This is a genomic window from Mesorhizobium sp. CNPSo 4661, from assembly GCF_057784215.1.
The window spans coordinates 341,871-366,146 of record NZ_JBWGIO010000001.1 but is presented as its reverse complement, the minus strand read 5'-3'; the positions used below and the strand labels follow the sequence as shown (position 1 = coordinate 366,146).

General features: G+C 63.5%; 19 protein-coding genes. 11 read left to right on the top strand and 8 right to left on the bottom strand.

Annotated features, from left to right (window positions below):
- Nucleotides 1-5: 5 nt before the first annotated feature.
- Together AC0YKC_RS01700 and AC0YKC_RS01695 are read right to left on the bottom strand one after the other, a co-directional pair.
- Complete coding sequence (locus AC0YKC_RS01700) at nt 6-1,733, bottom strand: IlvD/Edd family dehydratase (protein ID WP_488509486.1); 1,728 nt, start codon at nt 1,731-1,733, stop codon at nt 6-8.
- Complete coding sequence (locus tag AC0YKC_RS01695) at nt 1,730-2,524, bottom strand: FadR/GntR family transcriptional regulator (protein ID WP_320294796.1); 795 nt, start codon at nt 2,522-2,524, stop codon at nt 1,730-1,732. The genes AC0YKC_RS01700 and AC0YKC_RS01695 overlap by 4 nt, the downstream gene beginning before the upstream one ends.
- A gap of 51 nt (nt 2,525-2,575) precedes the next feature.
- Here AC0YKC_RS01695 and AC0YKC_RS01690 point away from each other — a divergent pair, with 51 nt between their 5' ends.
- The 4 genes from AC0YKC_RS01690 (at nt 2,576) to AC0YKC_RS01675 (ending at nt 7,304) form a co-directional block, all read left to right on the top strand.
- Nucleotides 2,576-2,800, top strand: coding sequence for a hypothetical protein (locus tag AC0YKC_RS01690; RefSeq protein ID WP_488509484.1), 225 nt, complete (start codon nt 2,576-2,578; stop codon nt 2,798-2,800).
- Nucleotides 2,801-2,962: 162 nt separating this feature from the next.
- Nucleotides 2,963-4,675, top strand: coding sequence for an HAD family hydrolase (locus AC0YKC_RS01685; RefSeq protein WP_488509482.1), 1,713 nt, complete (start codon nt 2,963-2,965; stop codon nt 4,673-4,675).
- Nucleotides 4,676-4,855: 180 nt separating this feature from the next.
- Nucleotides 4,856-6,067 (top strand): hypothetical protein, encoded by a 1,212-nt coding sequence (locus tag AC0YKC_RS01680; protein WP_488509478.1) that lies wholly within the window; start codon nt 4,856-4,858, stop codon nt 6,065-6,067.
- A gap of 7 nt (nt 6,068-6,074) precedes the next feature.
- Nucleotides 6,075-7,304 carry a DNA cytosine methyltransferase gene (locus AC0YKC_RS01675; protein WP_488509476.1) on the top strand — a complete coding sequence of 410 codons (1,230 nt, stop codon included), beginning with the start codon at nt 6,075-6,077 and terminating at the stop codon, nt 7,302-7,304.
- Here the strand turns inward: AC0YKC_RS01675 and AC0YKC_RS01670 are convergent.
- The 4 genes from AC0YKC_RS01670 to AC0YKC_RS01655 all read right to left on the bottom strand — a co-directional run bounded on the left by AC0YKC_RS01670 (nt 7,280) and on the right by AC0YKC_RS01655 (nt 12,803).
- Nucleotides 7,280-7,708, bottom strand: a complete 429-nt coding sequence (locus tag AC0YKC_RS01670) for a very short patch repair endonuclease (RefSeq protein WP_488509474.1) — start codon at nt 7,706-7,708, stop codon at nt 7,280-7,282. The genes AC0YKC_RS01675 and AC0YKC_RS01670 overlap by 25 nt on opposite strands.
- A 105-nt stretch (nt 7,709-7,813) precedes the next feature.
- Nucleotides 7,814-11,275 carry a chromosome segregation protein SMC gene (smc, locus tag AC0YKC_RS01665; protein WP_488509472.1) on the bottom strand — a complete coding sequence of 1,154 codons (3,462 nt, stop codon included), beginning with the start codon at nt 11,273-11,275 and terminating at the stop codon, nt 7,814-7,816.
- Nucleotides 11,276-11,392: 117 nt separating this feature from the next.
- Complete coding sequence (locus AC0YKC_RS01660) at nt 11,393-12,139, bottom strand: DsbA family protein (protein WP_320294792.1); 747 nt, start codon at nt 12,137-12,139, stop codon at nt 11,393-11,395.
- A 154-nt stretch (nt 12,140-12,293) separates the two neighbouring features.
- The gene (locus AC0YKC_RS01655) at nt 12,294-12,803 is read right to left on the bottom strand and encodes a DUF721 domain-containing protein (RefSeq protein WP_434721722.1); all 510 of its coding nucleotides are present in this window, start codon (nt 12,801-12,803) and stop codon (nt 12,294-12,296) included.
- Between the two features lie 33 nt (nt 12,804-12,836).
- Between AC0YKC_RS01655 and mutY the strand changes: the two genes are divergently transcribed.
- Nucleotides 12,837-13,994 carry an A/G-specific adenine glycosylase gene (gene mutY, locus AC0YKC_RS01650; protein ID WP_488509470.1) on the top strand — a complete coding sequence of 386 codons (1,158 nt, stop codon included), beginning with the start codon at nt 12,837-12,839 and terminating at the stop codon, nt 13,992-13,994.
- A complete protein-coding gene (locus AC0YKC_RS01645) occupies nt 13,991-14,602 on the top strand; it encodes an HAD family hydrolase (protein ID WP_488509468.1) in 612 nt (203 codons plus the stop codon). The genes mutY and AC0YKC_RS01645 overlap by 4 nt, the downstream gene beginning before the upstream one ends.
- A 36-nt stretch (nt 14,603-14,638) precedes the next feature.
- Here AC0YKC_RS01645 and AC0YKC_RS01640 read toward each other — a convergent pair whose 3' ends face one another.
- Nucleotides 14,639-15,772, bottom strand: coding sequence for a site-specific DNA-methyltransferase (locus tag AC0YKC_RS01640; protein ID WP_434721720.1), 1,134 nt, complete (start codon nt 15,770-15,772; stop codon nt 14,639-14,641).
- Between the two features lie 291 nt (nt 15,773-16,063).
- Here AC0YKC_RS01640 and AC0YKC_RS01635 point away from each other — a divergent pair, with 291 nt between their 5' ends.
- Nucleotides 16,064-16,753: an HAD family hydrolase gene (locus AC0YKC_RS01635; protein WP_320294787.1), complete on the top strand. Its 690-nt coding sequence runs from the start codon at nt 16,064-16,066 to the stop codon at nt 16,751-16,753.
- 132 nt (nt 16,754-16,885) lie between these two features.
- On the opposite strand, the gene AC0YKC_RS01630 is transcribed toward AC0YKC_RS01635, so the two are convergent.
- Entirely contained in the window at nt 16,886-17,632 is a 747-nt protein-coding gene (locus tag AC0YKC_RS01630) for a hypothetical protein (protein WP_488509465.1), read from the bottom strand.
- 128 nt (nt 17,633-17,760) lie between these two features.
- Between AC0YKC_RS01630 and thrC the strand changes: the two genes are divergently transcribed.
- The 4 genes from thrC to AC0YKC_RS01610 all read left to right on the top strand — a co-directional run bounded on the left by thrC (nt 17,761) and on the right by AC0YKC_RS01610 (nt 24,071).
- Nucleotides 17,761-19,158, top strand: coding sequence for a threonine synthase (gene thrC / locus AC0YKC_RS01625; RefSeq protein ID WP_488509463.1), 1,398 nt, complete (start codon nt 17,761-17,763; stop codon nt 19,156-19,158).
- A gap of 14 nt (nt 19,159-19,172) precedes the next feature.
- Nucleotides 19,173-20,465 carry a M16 family metallopeptidase gene (locus AC0YKC_RS01620; RefSeq protein ID WP_320294782.1) on the top strand — a complete coding sequence of 431 codons (1,293 nt, stop codon included), beginning with the start codon at nt 19,173-19,175 and terminating at the stop codon, nt 20,463-20,465.
- Between the two features lie 118 nt (nt 20,466-20,583).
- Entirely contained in the window at nt 20,584-21,180 is a 597-nt protein-coding gene (locus AC0YKC_RS01615; RefSeq protein ID WP_320294781.1) for a GNAT family N-acetyltransferase, read from the top strand.
- 2 nt (nt 21,181-21,182) lie between these two features.
- Nucleotides 21,183-24,071, top strand: a complete 2,889-nt coding sequence (locus tag AC0YKC_RS01610) for an EAL domain-containing protein (RefSeq protein ID WP_488509461.1) — start codon at nt 21,183-21,185, stop codon at nt 24,069-24,071.
- Nucleotides 24,072-24,276 lie beyond the last annotated feature (205 nt).

Below are 24,276 nucleotides of genomic sequence, written 5' to 3'. Positions count from 1 at the left end.
GGCACCTAATGCGAATGGCGGGGAATGCCGGCGTCGCGGCGGCCGACGAGGAAATCGAAATCGCAACCCCTGTCGGCCTGCAGGACACGTTCGACGTAAAGGCTCTGGTAGCCGCCCTGGGGTGATGCCGGCGGCTTCCAGTCGCCCCGGCGGGCGGCAAGCTCCTCCTCGGAAACCAGCAATTCGAGACGCCGGCCAGCCACGTCGAGCTCGATGAGATCGCCATCGCGAACCAGGGCAAGCACACCGCCCGCCGCCGCTTCCGGAGCGACGTGCAGGACCACGGTGCCATAGGCGGTGCCGCTCATGCGCGCATCGGAGATGCGCACCATGTCGGACACACCCTGCTTCAGGAGCTTGGCCGGCAGCGGCATGTTGCCGACCTCGGCCATGCCTGGGTAGCCGCGCGGCCCGCAATTCTTGAGCACCATCACGCAGGAGGCGTCGATATCGAGGTCGGGATCGTCGATGCGGGCGTAATAGTGCTCGATATTCTCGAAGACGACCGCCCTGCCCCGATGCTGCATCAGCGCCTGGGTCGCCGCCGACGGCTTTATGACGGCGCCATTGGGGGCGAGATTGCCGCGCAGCACCGATATGCCGCCTTCCCTGGTCAGCGGCCGGTCGAGCGGCCGGATCACCTCGCTGTTGTAGTTCGGCGCGCCGTCGACCAGCTGGCCGATGGTCTTCCCACTGACGGTCATGGCGTCGCGATGAAGAAGCCCCACTTCATCAAGCGACGCCATGACCGCAGCCAGCCCCCCGGCATAGTAGAAATCTTCCATCAGGAACCGACCCGACGGCATCAGATCGACGATGGTCGGCACATCGCGACCGAGGCGATCCCAGTCGTCGAGGCTGAGATCGACGCCGACGCGATGCGCGATCGCTATGAGGTGCAGCACCGCGTTGGTCGATCCGCCGATGGCGCCATTGACCCGGATGGCGTTCTCGAAGGCCTGCCGGGTGAGGATCTGCGAAATCGTCACGTCCTTGTGGACCATGTCGACGATCTGCCGGCCGGCCAGCTGCGCAAGCACGCTGCGACGCGAGTCGACTGCCGGTATCGCCGCATTGTCGGGCATGCCGATGCCGAGCGCCTCGACCATGCTGGCCATGGTGGAGGCGGTACCCATGGTCATGCAGCTGCCGGCCGACCGGCTCTGGCCTTGCTCGGCCGCCAGGAAATCCTCGACCTTCATGCGGCCGGCCTTCACCTCCTCGGCGAATTTCCAGACATGGGTGCCGGAACCGATATCCTGGCCGCGGAACTTGCCGTTGAGCATCGGCCCGCCGGACACCGCGATGGTCGGCAGGTTGCATGACGCCGCCCCCATCAGGAGGGCCGGCGTGGTCTTGTCGCATCCGACCAGAAGCACGACGCCATCGATCGGGTTACCGCGGATGGACTCCTCGACATCCATGCTCGCCAGGTTGCGGAACAGCATGGCCGTTGGGCGCATATTGCTTTCGCCGAGCGACATGACCGGGAATTCCACCGGCAGGCCACCGGCCTCATAGACGCCGCGCTTGACGTGATCGGCGAGCGCCCGCAAATGCGCATTGCATGGGGTCAGTTCCGACCAGGTGTTGCAGATGCCGATCACCGGGCGGCCGTCGAACGCGTCGGCCGGAATACCCTGGTTCTTCATCCAGCTGCGATGCATGAAGGCGTTCTTGCCTTCACCGCCGAACCATGCCGTCGATCGCAGCTTTCGCTTCTGCTCGCTCACGATTTCTGTTCCTTACGGCGCCTGTTGCGGTTCTCGACACTGCGGCGAACATCTTCCTCGGCGTTGTCGATGAGCACGAGAAGAGCCTGCTGTGCACCGCCTCCATCGCCGGCGGCGATCTTCTCGGCCACCTCGCGATGCAGCGGCAGCGAGTGGCGCTGCCCCTCCGGATTGTCGTTGGAGAGACGGAAGCTCATCATCAGGGCTGTCTCCACCAACGCCGCCAGAGAGCCGATCAACTCATTGCCCGTCATGCGCAGGATGGTCTGGTGGAAGACGAGGTCGGGCTTGGCGAAGCGGTCGCCGTCGTCACCCACGGCCTCCATTTCGGCGAGGGCGGCATTGAGATCGGCAAGTTGTGCCGGCGTCGCGCGCTTGGCCGCGAGCGCTGCCGACATCGGCTCGATCGCCCGGCGCAGCTCGAATAGGGCCGTGACATCCTCGGCGCTGACGCCCGCCGCGTAGCGCCATGAAAGGACGTCGGGATCAAGGAAGTTCCAGTCGGAGCGCGGGCGCACCCGCGTGCCGGTCTTCGGCCGCGACTCGACCAGCCCCTTGCCCGCCAGGACCTTGATCGCCTCGCGCAGCACGGTGCGGCTGACGCCAAGCATCTCACTGGAATCGTCGGCATTGGGGAGCGCCTCGCCAGGCAGGAAATCGCCCTGCACGATGCGCAACCCGATCTGCTCGACGACCGTCGCATGCAACGCCGTCGAACCGCTGGCGACCGCCGCGACGACCCGCGACGTGCGGGCGGTGCTGAAGGATTTCGTATTCTTCATACTATTCATATGATATGTCTTTATCCGGCCGGCGATGAGAGTCAAGCCATTGGAGGGAGGATGGACGGGAATTTTGAGACGAGAGGCTCGCGTGGGATGGTCGCGATCGCCGATGGCCTGGCGACGGTCGAGATCGCCCCGACCGTCGGCGGCGCGCTGGCATCGTACCGCTGGCAGAGAAATGGGCATTCCGTCGACTGGCTACGTCCCGCTGGGCCCTCCGCGCTCGACAGCCGGTCGGCAAACGTCCGCTTCATGCCGTCGGAAACGATCTCGACGCGATAGCCTCGGCCGGGCCGACCGCCCGCTGCAACCTCGACCTGTCGCGGCGCGGCGCCCCCGGTCGTGATCGCTACGGCCCGGCATGTCGGCCTAAACCTTTTCCACCGACGGGCGTTGTTCGTTCCAGACTAACCGAACACGACAGCTCACGGAGAGGCTCAATCGATGTATTTCATGGCTTTGGCCACCGACTATGACGGCACGCTGGCGCATGACGGGCTGGTCAACGCCAGCACAATCTCGGCGCTGGAGGAGCTCAAGAAATCGGGGCGAAAGCTGATCCTCGTCACAGGTCGCGAATTGCCCGATCTCAAGGAGGTTTTTCCGGAACTTTCCTTGTTCGACAAGGTGGTCGCCGAGAACGGCGCGCTGATCTACACGCCGGCCAGCGAGGAAGAACGCACGATCTCGCCCTCGCCTTCCGTCGATTTCGTCGACAGGCTCAAGAAGCGCGGCGTGAAACCGCTGTCGGTCGGTCGTTCCATCGTCGCCACCTGGGAGCCGCACCAGGCGACCGTGCTCGACGTCATCAAGAAGCTCGGGCTGGAGCTGGAGATCATCTTCAACAAGGGCGCGGTGATGATCCTGCCTTCTGGCATCAACAAGGCGACCGGGCTGGCGGCTGCGCTGGAAGACCTGAAACTGTCGCCGCACAATGTCGTGGCCGTCGGCGACGCCGAGAACGACCACCCTTTCCTGAGAGCCTCGGGCTGCAGCGTCGCGGTCGCCAACGCGCTGCCCGCCGTCAAGGAAACCGCCGACCTCGTCACCAAGGCGCCGCGCGGCAAGGGCGTCGAGGAACTGATCCGCAAGCTGATCAAGCGCGATCACCAAATCGCCAAAAGGCGCCCGCGCGGCGTGTTGCTCGGGACCTCGCGTGGCAAGGAGATTTACCTGTCGCCAACGGAGACGGTGCTGATCGCCGGAAGCTCGGGCATCGGCAAATCGACCCTGGCCACGGCGCTGACCGAGCGGCTGGTCGAGAAAGGCCTGCAGTTCTGCATCTTCGATCCCGAAGGCGACTATGACGGGCTGAAAGGCGCGGTGCCGCTCGGCAACGGCTCGACCGCGCCGAACAAGGAACAATTGCTGGAATTGATCGAGAAGCCCGGGACCAATGTCGTGGTCAACGGGCTGGCGCTGAAGGTCGACGAGCGCCCGGACTTCTTCGCCGAATTGCTGCCTGGCCTCGGCAATGTCCGCTATCGCACGGCCAGGCCGCACTGGCTGATCATCGACGAAGCGCATCATTTGATGCCCAAGCGACGCTGGGATACGCGATCCGTGCTTTCGATCGAGCTGCCCGGCACGGTGCTGATCACCGTGCATCCCGAAGCGATTTCCACCGATGCGTTGCGTCTGGTGACGGCAGTGATCGCGCTCGGACCCAAGGCCAAGGGCGTGATCAAGACCTTCTGCAAGGAAACCGGGCTCAAGGCGCCGAAGGACATTCCGCTGCCCAAGGGCGACCGCGTGCTTTTCTGGCGGCCGCATGAGGCCAAGAAGCCGTTCACGGTGAAGGCGATCGAGCCCAGCCAATCGCTGAAACGGCACAGCCGCAAATATGCCGAGGGCGAGCTCGACGAAGCGGGCAGCTTCTATTTCACCGGACCGAAGAAGGCGATGAATCTGCGGGCTCACAATCTCATCATCTTCGCCCGGATGGCCGAAGGCATCGACGACAAGACCTGGGAATATCACCTGCGCGCCGGCGACTATTCCAAATGGTTCCGTCACCAGATCAGGGACAAGGACCTGGCCCGCGAAACAGCCGAGGCGGAGAAGGACAAGACGCTATCGGCCGACGAGAGTCGCAAGCTGGTGATCGACGCCGTGCGGAGGCGCTATACCGCGCCGGCTACCGCTCCGGAGAAGTAGGCTGGTTGCCTATCGTTGGCTGAGGATTTTCTTGACGAGGTCATCTTTTGTGCCGAGGGTTATGAACAGTTTGTTCTTGTTTTGTTCATAAAATTTGACTAACCTCTTAAGCAGCCACAAAGGTGGGGGAGCTTGATGGTGCAGATTCTCGAATCATCGATAAGGCGTTAGTGCTTTCGCATGAGCCCGTTCGATGCCCACAAGGACGTCCTCTCTGCGCTGGAGTGGAAAAGTTATTCAGTAAGCCGCTCTGATAAAGAGCTCTTGCGCGCATTCGTACTAAGAGCACTGGAGATGCGAGACTGTTCTATCGTGTATGCGAGCGACGCGAGCCGAGCCCCCTTCTACATCGTTTTCGACACGCCAGCCGGCGAGCGACATGGCATCCTCGTATATGCGTTTTTTGCAAATGCGAAACTTATTACAAATCGTCCTGCCGACGAGCATCGATTTCAGGTCAAGTACGGCGGAAATCTCAAAGGCGTGCTTGAAGTCGCGATCGACTCCAGCAGACTTGTCACAACATTGTTCGTGGGCATTGACCTGAAGGAAGGCCTGTTTGTAGCCGCCGATCCGGTGATGAACACCCCAGCACCGATGTCGCGCTCGATCGAGTTCAAGCACGAGCATGTAGAGTCAATTCGGCTGCAAGGTTGGGCTGTCTGGGAGCGCGATAGGCGACCTGGAAAATCAAAAGATCGCCCCACAGCCGAACTTGAGGATTACCGAACCGAGGTTCTGGTCGGAGGCAAGCAAGACCGGTTGCTTGACTTGATTGCTCTGGAGCGGATTGCTTATCGGCTAGACCCAGGCGAGCGGCACCTAGTAGCGGACAAACTCAAGGCACTTAGACCGGCTAAGGCTATTTCACACCCCATCCTCGAAGAATTTGGGATCGCGTCAGACGCCCTCTTTGACCTTATAGAGGGCGCTAGCCGTCTGAAAATGGCGGTCCGCGGATGGGTCGCTGAGGAGCACCTTGCAACTACACTCAGTAAGCTCAAGGGCGTTTCTGAATGTATTCGCCTTGAAGCTGATGGCAAGCCAGATATTTCGCTCAGATGGAAGGGGGGCGCGCCGATCTTGATCGAATGCAAGAACACACTTCGCTCGACCTATTCAGATGGTCGGCCGAAGGTCGATTTTCAGAAGACGCGCGCCTCTAAGGGTGATCCATGCTCTCGTTACTATCGGCCGGAGGACTTCCCGGTTCTAGCAGCATGCCTTCACGCGGTGACGGAGAATTGGGAATTCCGTTTCGCGCTCACTACAGACCTGGAACCGCACAAAACCTGTATCGGCCGAATAGCAAACATGATCGGGGTAGCAGAGCCGATCTTCTCAGTCAGCGCCGAGAAAGTTTTCGAATCGCACTATGCGAGAACCGCGTGAGGTGAACATGACGCTTAAAGCTATTTCCTTGTTCACTGGCATTGGTGGGCTCGATTTCGGATTTGAGGCGGCAGGGTTTGAGACGCGGGTCGCGCTCGATTTTGACGAGACGGCATGTGCAACTCTAAGATTGAATCGAAATTGGCCCGTCCTTGAAGGACCTATCGCCGCGATTTCGTCCGAGACTATCTTGGCGACTGCCGGTCTCAGGCTCGGTGAGGCAGATATTCTGATCGGGGGACCGCCTTGCCAGCCGTTCAGCAAGTCCGGCTATTGGGCTCGAGGCGATTCTCGACGGCTCTCCGATCCCCGCGCTGACACTCTGGTCGAGTATCTTCGGGTACTTCGCGACACACGCCCCAAGACATTCCTTCTAGAGAATGTTCCCGGCCTAACGTATCGAGGTAAGAGCGAAGGAATCGTGGCCTTGCAAGCTGGGGTCGAGGAGATCAATCGCGATCTCGGAACCGACTACGCGCTGGAATGTCGAGCTCTGAATGCAGTGGACTATGGCGTGCCACAGCTCAGGGAACGTGTCTTCATTGTCGGTTCAAGGGACGGGCGGAGCTTCCGATTTCCATCGCCAACGCACTTCCGATCGGACAGCGTCGAAGCTCTCGCCGGTAAGAACCGACACCGCACCGCTTGGGACGCGTTTGCCGATCTCGATCCCATCAAAGACAAGTCATCGCTGAAGGTCAAAGGCAAATGGGCCGATTTACTGCCCTCTATTCCTGAAGGGCAGAACTATCTTTGGCACACCGACCGTGGCGGTGGTGCTGCGCTTTTTGGATGGCGTCGACGCTATTGGAACTTCCTCTTGAAGCTGGCAAAGGACAAGCCATCATGGACTATTCAAGCACAACCGGGTCCGGCTACCGGACCTTTCCATTGGGAAAATAGGCGTCTTTCAAAGGAGGAGCTTTGCCGGCTCCAGACATTCCCGGATGGGCTTCGCTTCAATTGCAACCATGCGGAAATTCAAAAGATGGTCGGCAATGCCGTGCCATCCGCGCTCGCTGAGAGTTTAGCTCGAGAGGTGGCTGCGCAGTTCTTTGGCATCAATGGAGCCCACGGGATGTCAACGTTAGCGCCATCTGCACAGGAAGCTTTTCCGCCCCCCGAAAGGAGACTGCCAGTCGCGAAAAAATTTCTTCACTTAGCCCATAGTGATTCAGCGCATCCCGGCACCGGTCTCGGGCGAGGCGCCGTCTACCGAGAGCGCGAAGCTGCTTGAGAGAGAAGCTCAAGCAACCTTCTTCGCAAGGACTCATCGTGCTGTGTCTCGCATTCCCATATCGTCACAGAGTGCCAGCCTAGCTCACGAAGGCGCATGTCAATTTCTTGATCTCGCATTGCATTACGCTCCAACTTGGGAAGCCAATATTCCAGGCGTGATTTTGGCTTACGCGCAAGGCGGCATCCCGCATGCTGATGCCAAAAGCAGCCGTGAACGAAGATGGCTGTCCTACGCTTCGGAAGAACAATGTCGGGCGAACCCGGCAAATCGTGGCGGTGCAGTCGGAAGCGATAGCCGAGTGCGTGTAGCAGCTTTCGAACCTGGATTTCTGGCCTTGTGTTCTTCTTCCTTATCAAGCGCATGTGGGCGCTGCGCGCTTCAGGCGAAAGACGATCTCCCATGACCCAGAATACTCGATACAGGCAACAGCAGCTACCTTAGGAGGCTATGCCTGCACGATTTTGCTACGTGCAGTTTGATAGGGGCAAACCTAACACTGATCCGCCTCAGCTCGCCTCGCGCATCGCTTCGGCGGCCTGCAGGTCGACCGAGACCAGCTGGCTGACGCCCTGCTCGGCCATGGTGACGCCGAACAGCCGGTCCATGCGCGCCATGGTGATGGGGTTGTGGGTGATGATGACGAAACGCGTCTCGGTGGTCTTCGACATCTCGTCCATCAGATTGCAGAAGCGTTCGACATTGTGGTCGTCGAGCGGCGCGTCGACCTCGTCCAGGACGCAGATCGGCGCCGGATTGGTCAGGAACACGGCGAAGATCAGCGACATCGCCGTCAGCGCCTGCTCGCCGCCCGAAAGCAGCGTCATCGTCTGCGGCTTCTTGCCAGGCGGACGGGCGAGGATTTCCAGCCCCGCCTCCAGCGGATCCTCGGACTCGATCAACTGCAGCTCGGCCGTGCCGCCGCCGAACAGATGCGAGAACAGCCGCTGGAAATGGCCGTTGACAACCTCGAAGGCCGAGAGCAACCGCTCGCGGCCCTCGCGGTTGAGGCTCTGGATCGCCTGGCGCAGTTTTCTGATCGCCTCGATGATGTCCTCTCGCTCGGAGACGATGGTTTCCAGACGCTCCGACAATTCCCGCTGCTCTTCCTCGGCGCGCAGATTGACGGCGCCGAGCCGCTCGCGCTCGATCTTCAGCCGGTCGAGCTGGCGTTCGATCTCGGCCATGTCGGGCATCGGATCGTCGGCTTCGAGGCCGGTATGCTTGATGACCAGATGCGGCGGCGTGTTCAGCGCTTCCTGGATGCGCGCCTCGACCTCGACGCGGCGTTCGTCGGCCGCGGTGAGCCGCTCCTCGGCGCGAACGCGGGTTTCGCGCGATTCGGCGAGCGACTGGATGGCGGCGGTAGCCGCCTTGTCGAGCTCGGCCTGCCTGTTCTCCGCCTCCTGCAGGCGGTCGCCTGCGGCCTGACGCAACGCCTCGGCCTCGGAGAGCTGAGTCAGCAAGGCGCGGCGCTTGGCGTCGATCTCGTCGGGCGCATCGGCCAGCCTCTCGCGCTCTGCTTCGGCCTCGGCCTTGCGCTCGCCAAGGGCGGCGATCTGCGTCGAGGCGTTTTCGGCGCGTTCCAGCCAATTCTTGCGCTCGGCGCCGATGGCATCCAGCCGGCGAATGCGCGCCTCGGCCTCGCGCCGCAGCCCTTCATGCACGGCGCGCGCATCGGCAAGCGTGGCGCGATCGCGCGACACGTTGGCGGAGGCCTGTTCGAGTTGCAATTGCAGATCGCCAAGATCGGGCGCGTCCTTCAGCATCTCCTCGGCTTCGAGGAAGGCGGCCTGCGTCTCCTCATGGCTATCGACGATGCGAGCGCGTGCCTCTTCAAGCGCGGCGCGCCGGCTCAACAGCTCGCCGCCGGCCTTCTCGGCCTCGGCCAGCGCGTTGCGCGCGGCATCCAGCGCATGCTGGGCGTCGCGGCCGGCCTGGCGTGCATTGCGCTCGGCCTCGCTTGCCTGGCGCATCGCCTGCTCGGCATGCGCCAGCGCTTCCTCGGCCTCGCGCACGACGCGCGTCGCCTGCACGGCTTCGGCATCGAGCTCGGCCAGGCGGTTCTTCTGCGCCAGCCGCAGCGCGGCGGCGGTCGGGGCGTCGGCGCTCGCGGTCAGGCCGTCCCAGCGCCACAGCGCGCCGTCGCGGCTGACCAGCCGCTGGCCAGGCGCCAACAGCGCTTGAAGACGGCGGCCATCGGCGGCTTCGACGATACCGATCTGCGCCAAGCGGCGCGCAAGCTGCGCCGGCGCGCGCACGACGCTTGCCAGGCTCTTCACGCCTTCGGGCAGCGACGCATCGCCGGGCTGCACCGCGCTTTCGCCCCAGTGCACCGGGGCGCTGCGGTCGAGCGGAACATCGAGGTCCTCGCCAAGGGCTGCGCCAAGCGCGGTTTCATAGCCGCGCTCGACGCTGATCTGCTCCAGCACCGAAGGGAAAAGATCGCCGCCGCTGGTGGCGTTGAGTATCTTGGCCAGCGTGCGCGCTTCGGTCTCGATGCGCGCCAGTTCCGCCCTGGCGTCCTGCAGCGGAGGCCTTGCGGCGCTTTCGGCGGCGCGCGCCTCGGCGACGGCCTGCTCGGCGGCGATGGTGCCGGCCTCGCTCTCTTCCAGCCGGGCAAGCGCATCTTCGACCAAAAGCCGCTTCTCGGCCGGATCCGGCAGGCCGGAAATGCGCGCGACGATGTCGGAAAGCTCGCGGTCGACCTCGGCGAGCTGGCGGGCGAAGCGGTCGCGACGCTCGGCTGTCTCGCGCAGGCTGCGCTCGATCTGGTGGCGCGAGGCGGCCGCCTCGGCGCGTTCGGCGGTCAGCGCAGCAAGCTTGGCTTCGCTTTGCGACAGCGTCGCGCCGGCCTGTTCGAAAGCGGCGCGCGTGGTCGCCTCGCGCTCGGCGGCACCGGCGTTTTCTGAATTGAGCTCGGCTTCCTCGGTGCGCAGGCGCTCGAGGATATCGGCGTTGTCGCGCACCATCCGCTCCTCGCGGGCGATGTCGGCGTCCAGCTGCTGCAGTCGGCGTTCAAGCTCGGTCTGGCGGGCGCGGATGCGGCCGGCCTCTTCCTCGATCTGCGTCTTGGCGATCGACAGGCGCTGGAAGGCGGCAGCGGCGGCGGCTTCCGCGTCGCGCAGGTCCGGCAGCCGATGCGCGGCGATGCCCTGCTCTCTTGCCGCGGCCATCTGGGCGGCGGCCCGGTCGCCGACCAGCGTGGTGGCGACGGCAAGCGCGGAACGCGCCTCGCCTTCCTGGGTCTTCGCCAGCGTCCAGCGCAGATGCAGCAGCGTCGCTTCGGCCTTGCGGATATCGGCCGACAGGTTCTTGAAGCGCGAGGCCTGGCGCGCCTGGCGCTTCAGGCTCTCGATCTGGCCTTCGAGCTCGCCGACGACGTCGTCCAGGCGCTCGAGGTTCTGCTCGGCCGCCTTGAGCCTGAGTTCGGCCTCATGGCGGCGCGTATGCAGGCCGGAAATACCGGCGGCCTCTTCCAGCAGCGCGCGGCGGGCCTGCGGCTTGGCCTGGATCAGCTCGCCGATGCGGCCTTGCCCGACCATGGAAGGCGAACGGGCGCCGGTCGACTGGTCGGCGAACAGCAACTGCACGTCCTTGGCGCGCGCTTCCTTGCCGTTGATGCGATAGAGCGAGCCCGCCTCGCGCTCGATGCGGCGTGACACCTGCAATTCATCGGCATCGTTGAAGGCGGCGGGCGCCGTGCGGTCGGTGTTGTCGAGGAAAAGCGTGACTTCAGCGGTGTTGCGGGCCGGGCGCGCGCCGGAGCCGGAGAAGATCACGTCGTCCATGCCGGACGCGCGCATGTTCTTGTAGGAGCTTTCGCCCATCACCCAGCGCAAGGCTTCGACGAGGTTCGACTTGCCGCAGCCGTTCGGCCCGACAATGCCGGTCAGCCCGCGTTCGATGACGAACTCACCGGGCTCGACGAAGGATTTGAAACCGAGGAGGCGAAGGCGCGAAAATTTCATTCGCGCCGCCCCTTAAGCGGGTTCCGCAAAAGTGTTCCGCGGTTTTGCGACAAGAACCCGCGACAAGACAAAGGTCCGCGCGCGCCGAAGCCGGACCGCTTCGGCGCGGCCTGGATGTCAGAGCAGAGGGTCGATGATGGCCGACATTTCCTCAATCGACATCGCCCCTTTGTAGGTCTTTCCGTTGATGAAGAAGGTCGGCGTCGAGTCGACCTTGAACTCGTCCGCTCCGCGTTTCTGGACTGCTCTCACATCGTCCAGAAGTTTCTGGTCCGTCAAGCAGGACTCAAAGGACTCCTGTGTAAAACCGGCCAGCTTGGAGATCTGCAGCAGCGCTTCCTTGGTGTTGTTGACGCCAACCCAGCTCGGCTGCTGCTTGAACAGCACGTCGACCATGGCGAAGTAGTTGTCCTTGGAGCAGCGCGCCAGCATGAAGCCGGCCTCGGCGCTCGGATCGAACGGGAACTCGCGCAGGATGTAGCGGGCCTTGCCGGTGTCGATATACTTGGTCTTCAACTCAGGGAAGGTGGTCATGGCAAAATGCGCGCAATGCGGGCAGGTCATAGACGCATATTCGACGATTGTGACCTTGGCGTCATCCTTGCCGAGCTGCTTTTCGGGCAGGGCGCCAGGCTTCAGCAGCTCGGCCATGTCGACGTCGCCGCTCGATTGCGGAACCTGAGCCGCAGCCGGAGTAGCGGCCGGCTTGGCGGGCGTCGACGGATCGGCCGGCTTCACATCGGCGGCCTTCGCCTCCTCGCCGGAGTTGCTGCATGCGGCAAGCAACGCCACCGCAGGAACAGCGGCCAGCGTGGTCAGTACGTTTCTGCGGGACAAGCTATTGCCAAACGGGGCGCGGTTCATGCGAATCACCTGATATGAGTTGGATTTTGCAATGCAGCGGCTAGAAAAGGCGAGAGTTGGCGCGAATTAAGGCATCGCGTTCCCCAATCCAATCGCGAAACTCGGTCATGAGCATCACGAATGCGCGAGATTGGTGACGCATTCATGACGTTTCTTACGACCCTTTGCGCTTCCTTTCACCCATAATCGTGGCGCCGAGCCGCTCCAGCGAAGCGCGCAGGCCGTCATCCTCGATCTTGCCGACCAGATGTGAGAGCTTCGATTTCTCCGCCTCGCTCAAAGGGAGCGGCGCCGGTTTCGGCCGCGCCTTTTGCGAAAGCACCGGCTTTTGCAGGATCTTGATGCGGCCGACCGCGTTGAAACCCAGGAAGGCGTTGACGCGGTTGATCACCTCGCCGGCCTCGTGCTGCAGATGCAATGCCGCCATACCTTCGCAGGCGATGATCAGCGTCGCCGGCTCGAAAGGATCGTCCTCGTGCAGGCGGCGCGGCCACTGGATCTTTTCCGGCCGCGAGTGGGTGGCGAGCCGCGGCCCGGCGATCTCTTCCCAGGACTGCACCAGCCCTATCGAGATGCCGGCGCGCTTCTTCAGCACCGGATCGAGTATCTCGGTGGCGAGATCGCTCACCGGAACGGGATTGCCGAAGGCCCTTTTCCCTGCCATGTGCGTTCTCCAGTTCCCCAACTCATCCGATCAATGGCACCGCTCGATCAGACCCGCAAGGCATCACAGAACGCCGCAGCCGGCGATACCGGATCCGGAGATACCAGCAAAGCTGGATACTTGGATATCGGACCCCGCCTGCTTGCCTGGTATGACGCGCATCATCGCGACCTGCCCTGGCGCGTCACGCCGGTCGCGTTTGCGCGTGGCGTGAGGGCCGATCCCTATCGCGTCTGGATGTCCGAGGTGATGCTGCAGCAGACCACGGTCGAGGCGGTGAAAGCCTATTTCCGCAATTTCGTCGAGAAATGGCCGACGGTCGAAGCGCTGGCCGCGGTGCCCGCCGAGGATGTAATGAAGGCCTGGGCCGGTCTCGGCTATTATTCCAGGGCTCGCAACCTGAAAGCCTGCGCGGACCTCGTGGCGCTCCGGGGCGGCCGCTTCCCTGATACCGAGGCGGGCCTGCGCGAATTGCCGGGGATCGGCGCCTATACGGCGGCGGCGATCGCGGCAATCGCCTTCGACCGGCCGGCGGCGGTCGTGGACGGCAATGTCGAGCGGGTCGTGACCCGTCTCTACGCGATCGAAACACCGCTTAGCGAAGCCAAGCCGCAAATCCGCGCGTTGGTCGAGAAGCTGGTGCCGCAAAACCGGCCCGGCGATTTCGCCCAGGCGATGATGGACCTCGGCGCCACGATCTGCACACCGAAGCGGCCGCGCTGCATGCTCTGCCCGGTGCGCGAGGATTGCAGCGCAATCCTCGCCGGCGACCCGGAACGGTTTCCGGTCCGCCTGCCGAAGGACGACAAGCCGCTGCGCAAGGGTGCGGCCTTCGTCGCCGAGCGCGAGGACGGTGCCATCCTTATGCGCAAAAGGCCGGAGAGGGGCCTGCTCGGCGGCATGACCGAGGTGCCGACGACCGGCTGGACGGCGCGGGTCGACGGCGCCACGACCGCCGACGCCGCGACCTTTCACGCCGATTGGCGGCGTGCCGGCCAGATCGGGCATGTCTTCACCCATTTCGCGCTCGAACTCGAAGTCTTCCATGCCCAAATCAAGGACGATGCGCCGGCAGGACATTTCTGGTCGCTGGCCCATGAAATTTCCGGGGAAGCGCTGCCCACCGTCATGAAAAAGGTAATCGAAGCGGCGATACCGGGCGCGACCAAGAAACCGAAAGGCCCGCAATGACCGAAATCCGCCATATCGTGTTCGACATCGGCAGGGTGCTGATCCACTACGATCCGAATATCCCGTTCAGCCGCCTCATTCCGGATGCCGACGAGCGGAAATGGTTCTTCGACAATGTCTGCACGCATGACTGGAACATCGAGCAGGATCGCGGCCGCACATGGGAAGATGCCGAGGCGCTGCTGATTGCCGAGCATCCCGATCACGCCGAGAACATCCGTAATTTCCGCCGCCATTGGCACGAGATGGTGCCGCATGCCTATGACGACAGCGTCGCCATCATGCTCGGCCTGATCGAGCGCGGCCACGATGTGACCATGCTGACCAACTTCGCCGCCGACACGCTTGCCGAAGCCAGGCAGCGTTTCGACTTTCTCAACCGGCCGCGCGGCGTGACCGTGTCGGCCGACATCCGCCAGATCAAGCCCGACCGCGCCATCTACGATCACCACGTAACCGCATTCGGCCTCGAGCCATCGGCCACGCTGTTCATCGACGACAGCCAGAAGAATGTCGACGGGGCCAAGGCCGCCGGCTGGCAGTCGGTGCTGTTCACCGACGCCAGGACGCTTAAAGCAGACCTTGAGCGGTTCGGGATTGCAGCTTGAACTGAATCGCTTGCGGCGATCCGTTGAAGTGTTGATTCAGGCCCCTGCCCGCTCCATGCCGAGGCGGGCGATGCGGCGCAATTCGTCGATCGGGGTCAGGCCGCCGCTGCGCTCATAGTGCCAGAAGGTCCAGCCGTTGCAGGCGTCGAGACCCTGCACTTCGGCGCCGATCTTGTGGATAGAGCCGGCGCTGTCGCCGATCGCCAGCGTGCCGTCGGCGCGCACTTTCGCGGCCCAGCGCTTCTTGGCGTCGTAGAGCGTGGCGCCCGGCGTCACCAGGCCGTTGTCGATCAGGCTGATGAAGGCGACGCGCGGTTCGGAGCGCTTGCCCGAAAGCACGGTGAGATCGGCGTTTTCCAGCGGGCGCACAGCGGCGATGCGCTCATTGGCGGCGTCGATATAGGCCTGCTCGCGCTCGATGCCGACGAAATGGCGGCCGAGGCGCTTGGCGACGGCGCCGGTGGTGCCGGAACCGAAGAAGGGATCGAGCACGACGTCGCCCGGCTTGGTCGAGGCCATCATGATGCGGGCCAGCAACGCCTCCGGCTTCTGCGTCGGATGCAGCTTGTTGCCGTTCTCGTCCTTCAGCCGCTCGCCGCCGGTGCAGATCGGGAACAGCCAGTCGGAGCGCATCTGCAGATCGTCGTTCGAGGCCTTCAGCGCTTCGTAATTGAAGGTGTAGCCCTTGGCCTTCTGGTCGCGCGAAGCCCAGATCATCGTCTCATGCGCGTTCTGGAAGCGGCGGCCGCGGAAGTTCGGCATCGGGTTGGTCTTGCGCCAGACGACGTCGTTGAGGATCCAGAAGCCGAGATCCTGCATGCGGGCGCCGACGCGGAAGATGTTGTGGTAGGAGCCGATGACCCAGATGGTGCCGCTGGGCTTCAGCACGCGGCGCGCCGCGAGCAGCCAGGCGCGGGTGAAGGCGTCATAGGCCTCGAAACTCTCGAACTGGTCCCAATCGTCGTCGACGGCGTCGACCTTTGACTGGTCGGGCCGATGCAGGTCGCCGTCGAGCTGGAGATTGTAGGGCGGGTCGGCGAAGATGATGTCGACCGACTTTTCCGGCAGCCTGTCGAGGGCGGCGACGCAATCGCCCTTCAGGATGGTGTCCAGCCATTCGGACTGCTGGGGAGCGTGGGAAAGCTCGTCGAGAAGACGCACGGCTGACATCAAAACACCCAAAGGAACGCGTTACGGTTTACTGGCTGTTATGGTTACCGATCAGCGTAAACATTCGGTGAAGACCTGAGACCGGGCTCACGCGGTTTGCGCCCGCCCGCCCGTTGGTGTATGCCGCGCCCGCCTAGAGCCGGATTCAGATTTCAGGTCGACATGACCTGAAATCTGAATCCGGCTCTGGATCAAAGAAATGGAGCATGATGTCGTCCGAAAACCGCTCCACACTTTTCGGCATCATGCTCTAAGCCAGTCAGGCCCTTCCCCAATTTCTTTCGGATTGCCATGCCCCAGCCAGATCTTGTCATTTTCGATTGCGACGGCGTGCTCGTCGATTCCGAAATCGTCGCCGCGCGCGTCGAGGCCGAGCTTTTGACGTCGGCCGGGTTCGAGATATCGGCCGAGGAGCTTGCCGAGACCTATGCCGGCCTGACCTTCAAGGACATCATGCTGCGGGTCGAGGAAAAGTCGCAGATCCCGTTCCAGGCCTCGCTGATCGACCGCGCCGAGGAACTGGTCGACCGCAAGCTGCGCTCGGACGTGCGCATCATCGACGGCGCCCGCGAGGCGGTCGCCGCCGTCACCGCGCCGCGCGCGGTCTGCTCCAATTCGTCGACCGAGCGGGTCGAGTTCATGCTTGAGAAGGTCCGGCTGCTGCCGTTCTTCGCCGGCCGCATCTTTTCCGGCCTCGATATCCCCAGCAAGAAGACCAAGCCGGCGCCGGACGTGTTCCTCTACGCCGCCGAGAAGCTCGGCGCCAACCCGAAGAACACCTTCGTCATCGAGGATTCCGTGCATGGCATCGCCGGCGCCAGGGCGGCCGGCATGCGCGTCATCGGCTTCACCGGCGCCGGGCACAGCTATCCCGGCCACGCCGACGCGCTGACCGAGGCCGGCGCCGAAACGGTCATCCGGCGCTGGGCGGAACTCAACAGCACGATCGCGGCGCTGTCGGAGTGGTCGGAAGACGCCTAGAGCGTTTCACCGTTTCACGGAAACGGCGAACCGCTCTATCCCTTTGTTTTTACGCAATTCCGGACGGAAAACCGCTCACACCTTTCCCGGAATTGCTCTAGGGTTCGTTAGAAGCCTGCCCGGCTGGCCAGTCTAGTTCATGGCCGGAGCGCGCTTCTTCTTCTTGCCTTTCGACTTGTCCGCCGAGGCGGCCGGCGTGTTCTCGTCATAGCCGGCATAGGCCTGGTAGTCGCGCGCGGTCGGCTCCGGCACCACGACATTGCTGTCGACGAAGACGAATTGGGTGGCGGCCGAGGGATCGGTGACCTGCACCTGGTACGGATGCAATTGCGAATAAAGCACCTCGTCGCCGTGCTGGACCGCGATGCGGATCGGCATGGTGACGGTGCCGGGCGCGAACATCGGCCCCGGCACGACCTTGCCGGCGACGGCTATCTTCATCGACATCTGGCCGTTGGCATGGGTGCAATCGCGCGTCACGTCAGTGATGGCGGCCTGGTAGATGACCTTCGACGGATCGTGATCGGGATCGATCGGCTGGCCGTTGGGACCGGTCTGGGCGGCCGCGGCGGCTGCCTCGGCCTCGGCTTGCGCCGCGGGATCAAGCTTCTTTTTCTTCGGCTTCGCCGCGGTGCCCTTGGCGTAGGTGTTGAAATAAGCGGTGCCGTCGCGCAACGTCACCTTCGGGCAATAGGCGCGCAACTGGCTGGCGAGGATCTTGGGATCCTGCGGCGGCGGCGGCGCGGTCGGATCGCTCTTCTTGCCAAAACCCAGGTCCAGTATGCCATTGTCGCCCGATTGGCAGCCGGCGGCGGCGAGCATAAAGCCGGTGAGCGCCAGACCCGCGACAAGACGACGGTTGACCGAATAAAACGCCATGAAACTGCACTTCCCTCTCACAAAGCCGGTGACGTATAGCAACCGCGCGGCAAAAATGCGACTGAGCCGGCTCGGAAAATTAACCAATTGCCGTGGATGACGCGACCGGCAGCAATGGGCCTTTGACGATGCAATATGTGAGTACCCGCGGGGATGCGCCCGCGCTTGGATTTTCCGACGCGGTGCTGGCCGGGCTGGCGCGCGACGGCGGGCTTTATGTGCCGCGCGAGTGGCCGCAATTTTCGGCAGCCGATATCCGCGCAATGCGCGGGCTCGCCTACCCCGACCTTGCCATCCGCGTGCTGACGCCCTTCCTCGGCGGCGACATCGCGGCGCCCGTCTTCGAGCGGCTGGTGCGCGAGGCCTATGCGACTTTCCGGCACGAGGCCGTCTGCCCGCTGGTGCAGACCGGCAAAAACACCTTCGTCCTCGAGTTGTTCCATGGCCCGACGCTGGCCTTCAAGGACGTGGCGATGCAGTTGCTGGCGCGGCTGATGGACCATGTGCTTGCCGAACGCGGACAGCGCGCCACCATCGTCGGCGCGACCTCGGGCGACACCGGGGGTGCCGCGATCGACGCCTTCGCCGGCCGCGACCGCACCGACATCTTCATCCTTTTCCCACACGGCAAGGTCTCGCCGGTGCAGCAGCGCCAGATGACGACGTCGAGCGCGGCAAACGTCCACGCGCTGTCGGTCGAAGGCAATTTCGACGATTGCCAGGGCCTGGTGAAGGACATGTTCAACGATCACGCCTTTCGCGACCGAGTGTCGCTGTCGGGCGTCAATTCGATCAACTGGGCCCGCATCATGGCCCAGATCGTCTATTATTTCTCGTCGGCGCTGTCGCTCGGCGCGCCGGACCGGCCGGTTTCCTTCACCGTGCCGACCGGCAATTTCGGCGATATTTTCGCCGGTTACGCCGCCAAGCGCATGGGCCTGCCGATCGAACGGCTGATCATTGCCACCAACGACAACGATATCCTGGCTCGTACGCTGGCGAGCGGCGAATACCGTACCAAGGGCGTGTTCGCCACGACCTCGCCGTCGATGGACATCCAGGTGTCGTCGAATTTCGAGCGGCTGCTGTTCGAGGCGGCCGGTCGCGACGCCGAGACGGTCAGGCGTTATATGAACGGGCTGAAGCAGTCGGGCGCCTTCACCATCGAGGGAGGCGAGCTCAAGCGCATCCGCGCCGAGTTCGACGCCGGCCGCGCCAGTGTCGACGAGGTCGCCGCGACCATCCGTACGACGCTGGAAGCGAGCAACTACCTGCTCGATCCGCACACGGCCGCCGCCGTTCATGTCGCGGCCGCGCACGCCTCCGGTCCGGTGCCCATGGTGGTGCTCGGCACCGCGCACCCGGCGAAATTCCCGGCAGCGGTCGAGGCCGCGAGCGGCATCGCTCCTGCCCTGCCCGCATGGCTAGGCGGCTTGATGACAGCCGACGAAAAATACACGACACTTCCCTCCGACTTGAAAATGGTGGAAGATTATGTGAACCGCCACTCGCGGGCGGCGCGTTAGGGAGTACTTGCCATATGGGTGTTGAGGTAAGCCGTCTGTCGAACGGCCTGACAGTCGCCACCGAAACCCTTCCAAGCATCGAATCGGTCGCCCTAGGTGCCTGGGTGAAGTCAGGCGCTCGCAACGAGCGCGACGAAGAGCATGGCATGGCCCATCTGCTCGAGCACATGGCGTTCAAGGGCACGAAGCGCCGCAGCGCCTTCGAGATCGCTTCGGAAATCGAGAATGTCGGCGGCGAGATCAACGCCGCCACCAGCGTCGAGACGACCTCCTACTACGCCAGGGTGCTTTCCGGCGACGTGCCGCTGGCGGTCGACATACTGGCCGACATCCTGCAGGAGTCCGAATTCGATCCCGAGGAGCTCGAGCGAGAGCAGCATGTGATCCTGCAGGAGATCGGCGCCGCGCACGACACGCCCGACGACATCGTCTTCGACCGTTTCACCGAAACCGCCTTCCGCCATCAGACCATCGGCCGCTCGATCCTGGGCACGCCGGAGACGGTCAAATCCTTCACCTCCAAGCAGCTGCACGACTTCATCGAGCGGCAATACGACGCCGAGCGGATGGTCATCGTGGCCGCCGGCGACGTCAAGCACGACGCTTTCGTGCGCGAGGTGGAAAAGCAGCTCGGCGGCTTCCGCGCCAAGGCGGCGGGCAATATCCCGCAATATGCGCAATATGTCGGTGGCGACTTCCGCGAGGACCGCGACCTGATGGATGCGCAGATCGTGCTCGGCTTCGAGGGCCGCGCCTACCATGTGCGCGATTTCTACGCCTCGCAGGTGCTGTCGATGATCCTGGGCGGCGGCATGTCGTCGAGGCTGTTCCAGGAGGTGCGGGAGAAGCGCGGCCTCTGCTACTCGGTCTATGCCTTCCACTGGGGTTTTTCCGACACCGGCATCTTCGGCGTGCATGCCGCGACCGGGCAGAGCGACATCGCCAAGCTGGTGCCGGTGATCATCGACGAATTGCAGAAGGCCGGCGAGAGCATCCAGCAGGAAGAGCTCGACCGGGCGCGGGCGCAATACCGCGCCGGCCTCATCATGTCGGCCGAAAGCCCGGCCAGCCGCGCCTCGCAGATCGCAAGGCAGCTGCTGTTGTTCGGACGGCCGATCGCCAAGGAGGAATTGATGGAGCGGCTTTCGGCGCTGACCGTCGAGCGGCTGACCGACCTCTCCTCGCGGCTGTTCTCGACCAAACCGACGCTTACGGCGGTCGGCCCCGTGGGCACGCTTGCGCCCTACGAAGCGATCCTCGAATCGCTTGCGGGCCCGCAGACGGCGGCCCGCCGGCTCGCCGTCTGACCCTAAGCAGGTTGCGCAAAAGTGTCCCACGGTTTTGCGATCAAAACCTTCGAGAAACCAGGGAATCTAGGCAGATATTCGTGGGGCATCCCACGAATATCTGCCTAGAACTGCTCCCGTGTTCGCGCTCCCTTTCTTTCGCCGCGACCTGCCGGCACTGAAGGGCGAAAAGGTCACGCTGCGCGTGCCCCTGACCAACGACTACCGCGAATGGGCGGCGGTGCGCGGCGAAAGCCGCGCCTTCCTCGAACCCTGGGAGCCGCGCTGGCAGCCGGACGAGCTCGACCGCACCGCATGGCGCCTGCGCATCAGCCGCTACCGCGAAGATTACGCGCAAGGCACGGCGATCGCCTTCTTCATCTTCGAAAAATCGAGCGGCAAGCTTGCCGGCGGCATCACGCTCGGCAACATCCGTCACGGCGTCGCGCAGAGCGGCCATATCGGCTACTGGATCGGCGAACGCTTCGGCGGCCACGGCCTGATGACCGAGGCGGTCAAGCTGGTGTCGCGCTTCGCCTTCGATACGCTGCGGTTGCACCGGATCGAAGCTGCCTGTATCCCCGAAAACGCCCGGTCGATCCGTGTGCTTGAAAAAGCCGGATTCCGGCGCGAAGGACTTCTGCGATCCTATCTCAGGATCAACGGCATCTGGCAGGATCACTACCTCTACGCCCGGATCGCGGACGATCCGCCGGGCGATGGAACGAAGGGCTGAATGTGACGAATTTTCCGCGATTCGCGTCGCTGTTCGCCCTTATCCTGGCGGTCGTTGTCACGTTTTTCGCGGCCATGCCGGCTTTCGCCGTCGAGCCGATCAAGATCGCGCGCGACGACAAGGCGCTCGACCTTTCGCGCGCCTTCGACCTGTACCCGAATCAGGGTGAGAATTTCCAGGTCTCGACCGCGCCCGGACCCGACGGTATCGTGCGGCGTATCGAGGTGGAGGCCAAGGACACGCGCTCGAGCGGCGACTGGGCCGTGTTCGCGCTCGCCAACACCACCGACCAGCAGCTCGACCGGCTGATCGTCGCGCCGCATTTCCGCCTGGTGAACTCCGGCATCTTCTGGCCCGATCTCGGCTCGACCCGCATCGCCGCCATCACGCCCAGCGAGGGCTTCGCGCTCGACCGCCAGACAAGTCCCGACGCCGATGTGTTCCGGGTGACGCTGAACCCCGGAACAGTGGTGACCTTCATCGCCGAGCTCGCCTCGCCGAAGCTGCCGCAGATCTATCTCTGGGAGCCGGATTCCTACAAGGACTCGGTCAATTCCTACACACTGTTCCGCGGCATCGTCATCGGCATTTCTGGCCTTCTGGCGCTGTTCCTGACGATCCTGTTCGTGGTCAAGGGAACCTCGATGTTCCCGGCGACCGCGGCACTCGCCTGGGCAGTGCTGGCCTATATCTGCGTCGACTTCGGCTTCCTCAACAAGATCATCGAGATATCGCCTGGCAACGAGCAGATATGGCGGGCTGGCACGGAGGTGGCGCTTGCGGGAACCTTCGTGGTGTTCCTGTTCGCCTATCTCAACCTCAACCGGTGGCATGGCCATTTCAGCTATGGCGCGCTGGTCTGGATCCTCGGACTGCTGTTGATCGCGGGCGTGGCCATCGTCGATCCGGCGGTTGCCGCCGGCATTGCCCGCATTTCGTTCGCCGCCACCGCGCTCACCGGCCTCGGCCTCATCATCTTCCTCGGCATTCGCGGCTATGACCGGGCGATCATGCTGGTACCGAGCTGGGTGATGGTGCTCCTGTGGCTATGCGGGTCGTGGATGGCGATCACCGGCATGCTCGACAACGACATCGCCCAGCCGGCGCTGGGCGGCGGGCTGATCCTGATCATCCTCCTGATCGGCTTCACCGTCATGCAGCACGCCTTTGCCGGCGGCGCGCTGCACCAGGGCCTGTTCTCCGACCTCGAGCGGCAGGCGCTGGCCGTCGCCGGCTCGGGCGACATCGTCTGGGACTGGGACGTGCTGCGCGACCGCGTCGTCACCAAGCCGGACATCAGCCTACAGCTCGGCCTTGCGCCCAACAGCCTTGGAGGGGCTGCCCGCAACTGGCTGCCGGTGCTGCATGCCGACGACCGCGACACGTTCCGCACCACGCTCGACGTGGTGCTGGAGCACCGCCGCGGCAAGGTGGCGCAGAACTTCCGCCTGCGCGGCGCCGACGGCCACTATCACTGGTTCTCGCTGCGCGCCCGGCCGGTGATCGGCTCCGACGGCGAGGTGATCCGCTGCGTCGGCACCATGGTCGACGTCACCGAGCAAAAGAAATCCGAGGAAAGGCTGCTGCACGACGCCGTGCACGACAATCTGACTGGACTGCCGAACCGCGAATTGTTCATGAACCGGCTGGAGGCGATCATCTCGATCGCCCGCACCGAGGACAAGGTGCGGCCGACCGTCTTCATCATCGACATCGACCGCTTCAAGCAGGTCAATGACGGTCTCGGCATTTCCGCCGGCGACACCATTCTTCTCACCGTCGCACGCCGGCTGCACCGCATCTTGAAGCCGAAGGATTCGCTGTCGCGCTTTGCCGGCGACCAGTTCGCGCTGATGCTACTTTCGGAGCAGGATCCGGCCCGCATCGCGGCAATCGCCGACGCCATCAAGCATGCGATCAACAATCCGATCACTTTCGCCAAGCGCGAGATCGTGCTGACCGCCTCGATCGGCCTGATCACCTGGACGACGGCGCAGACCTCGGCCGAGGACATGGTCAAGGACGCCGAGCTTGCCATGCACCAGGCCAAGCGCTTCGGCGGCGACAGGATCGAGCCGTTCCGGCCCGCCTTCCGCACCGTCGGCACCGACCGGCTGCAATTCGAATCAGACCTACGCCGCGCCATCGAGCGACGCGAGTTCACGCTTGCCTACCAGCCGATCGTGCGGTTGGAGGATGGCAGCGTCGCCGGCTTCGAGGCCCTGCTGAGATGGGACCATCCGCGCCGCGGCATGATCCCGCCGGGGGACTTCATCCCGGTGGCCGAGAATTGCGGGCTGATCGTGCAGCTCGGCCTTTTCGCCATGCAGCAGGCGGCCGAGGACCTCGCGGGCTGGCAGAAGCAGATCGGCGACGCGCCGCTGTCGATCTCGGTCAACCTGTCCAGCCGCCAGCTCATTCGCCGCGACTTGGTCAGCGATGTCCGCTCGGTCATCGCGCGCGCCAATCTGAAGCCGCGCTGCTTCCGGCTCGAGCTCACCGAATCCCTGGTGATGGACAATCCCGAGCAGACCGCGCATGTGCTGACCAAGCTGAAGCAGCTCGGCATCGGGTTGTCGCTCGACGATTTCGGCACCGGCTATTCCTCGCTTTCCTATCTGACGCGCTTCCCCTTCGACACGATCAAGATCGACAAGAGCTTCGTCGACGACTCGACGCCGAAGCGCGCGGTGCTGCTCAAATCCATGGTCAACATGGCGCATGAGCTCGGGCTTTCGGTGGTAGCGGAAGGCATTTCGGACGAGAGCGACGCGCTGGAGCTGCGCCAGATGGGCTGTGAATATGTCCAGAGCTTCATGTTCGGCGCGCCGATGCCCGGCGACCAGGTGCTGAAGACGCTCAGGGAGCAGTATCCGCTGACCAAGGCTTAGAGGCCTATCAGCGCTTGGCGGAGACCTCCAACATCGTCATTCTAATGCATGTCGCGCAAAAGTGACCTCGGTTTTGCGGCAACGACATGCATCAAACAAAGGACCTAAAGCGCGTCGCCTGAATCCGTTTCAGCGCGACGCGCTTTAGGGTCTGCGCGCGTCGCTTCGCTCCTGCTTCGCCCTAGAATGACGACGTTGGGGAAGC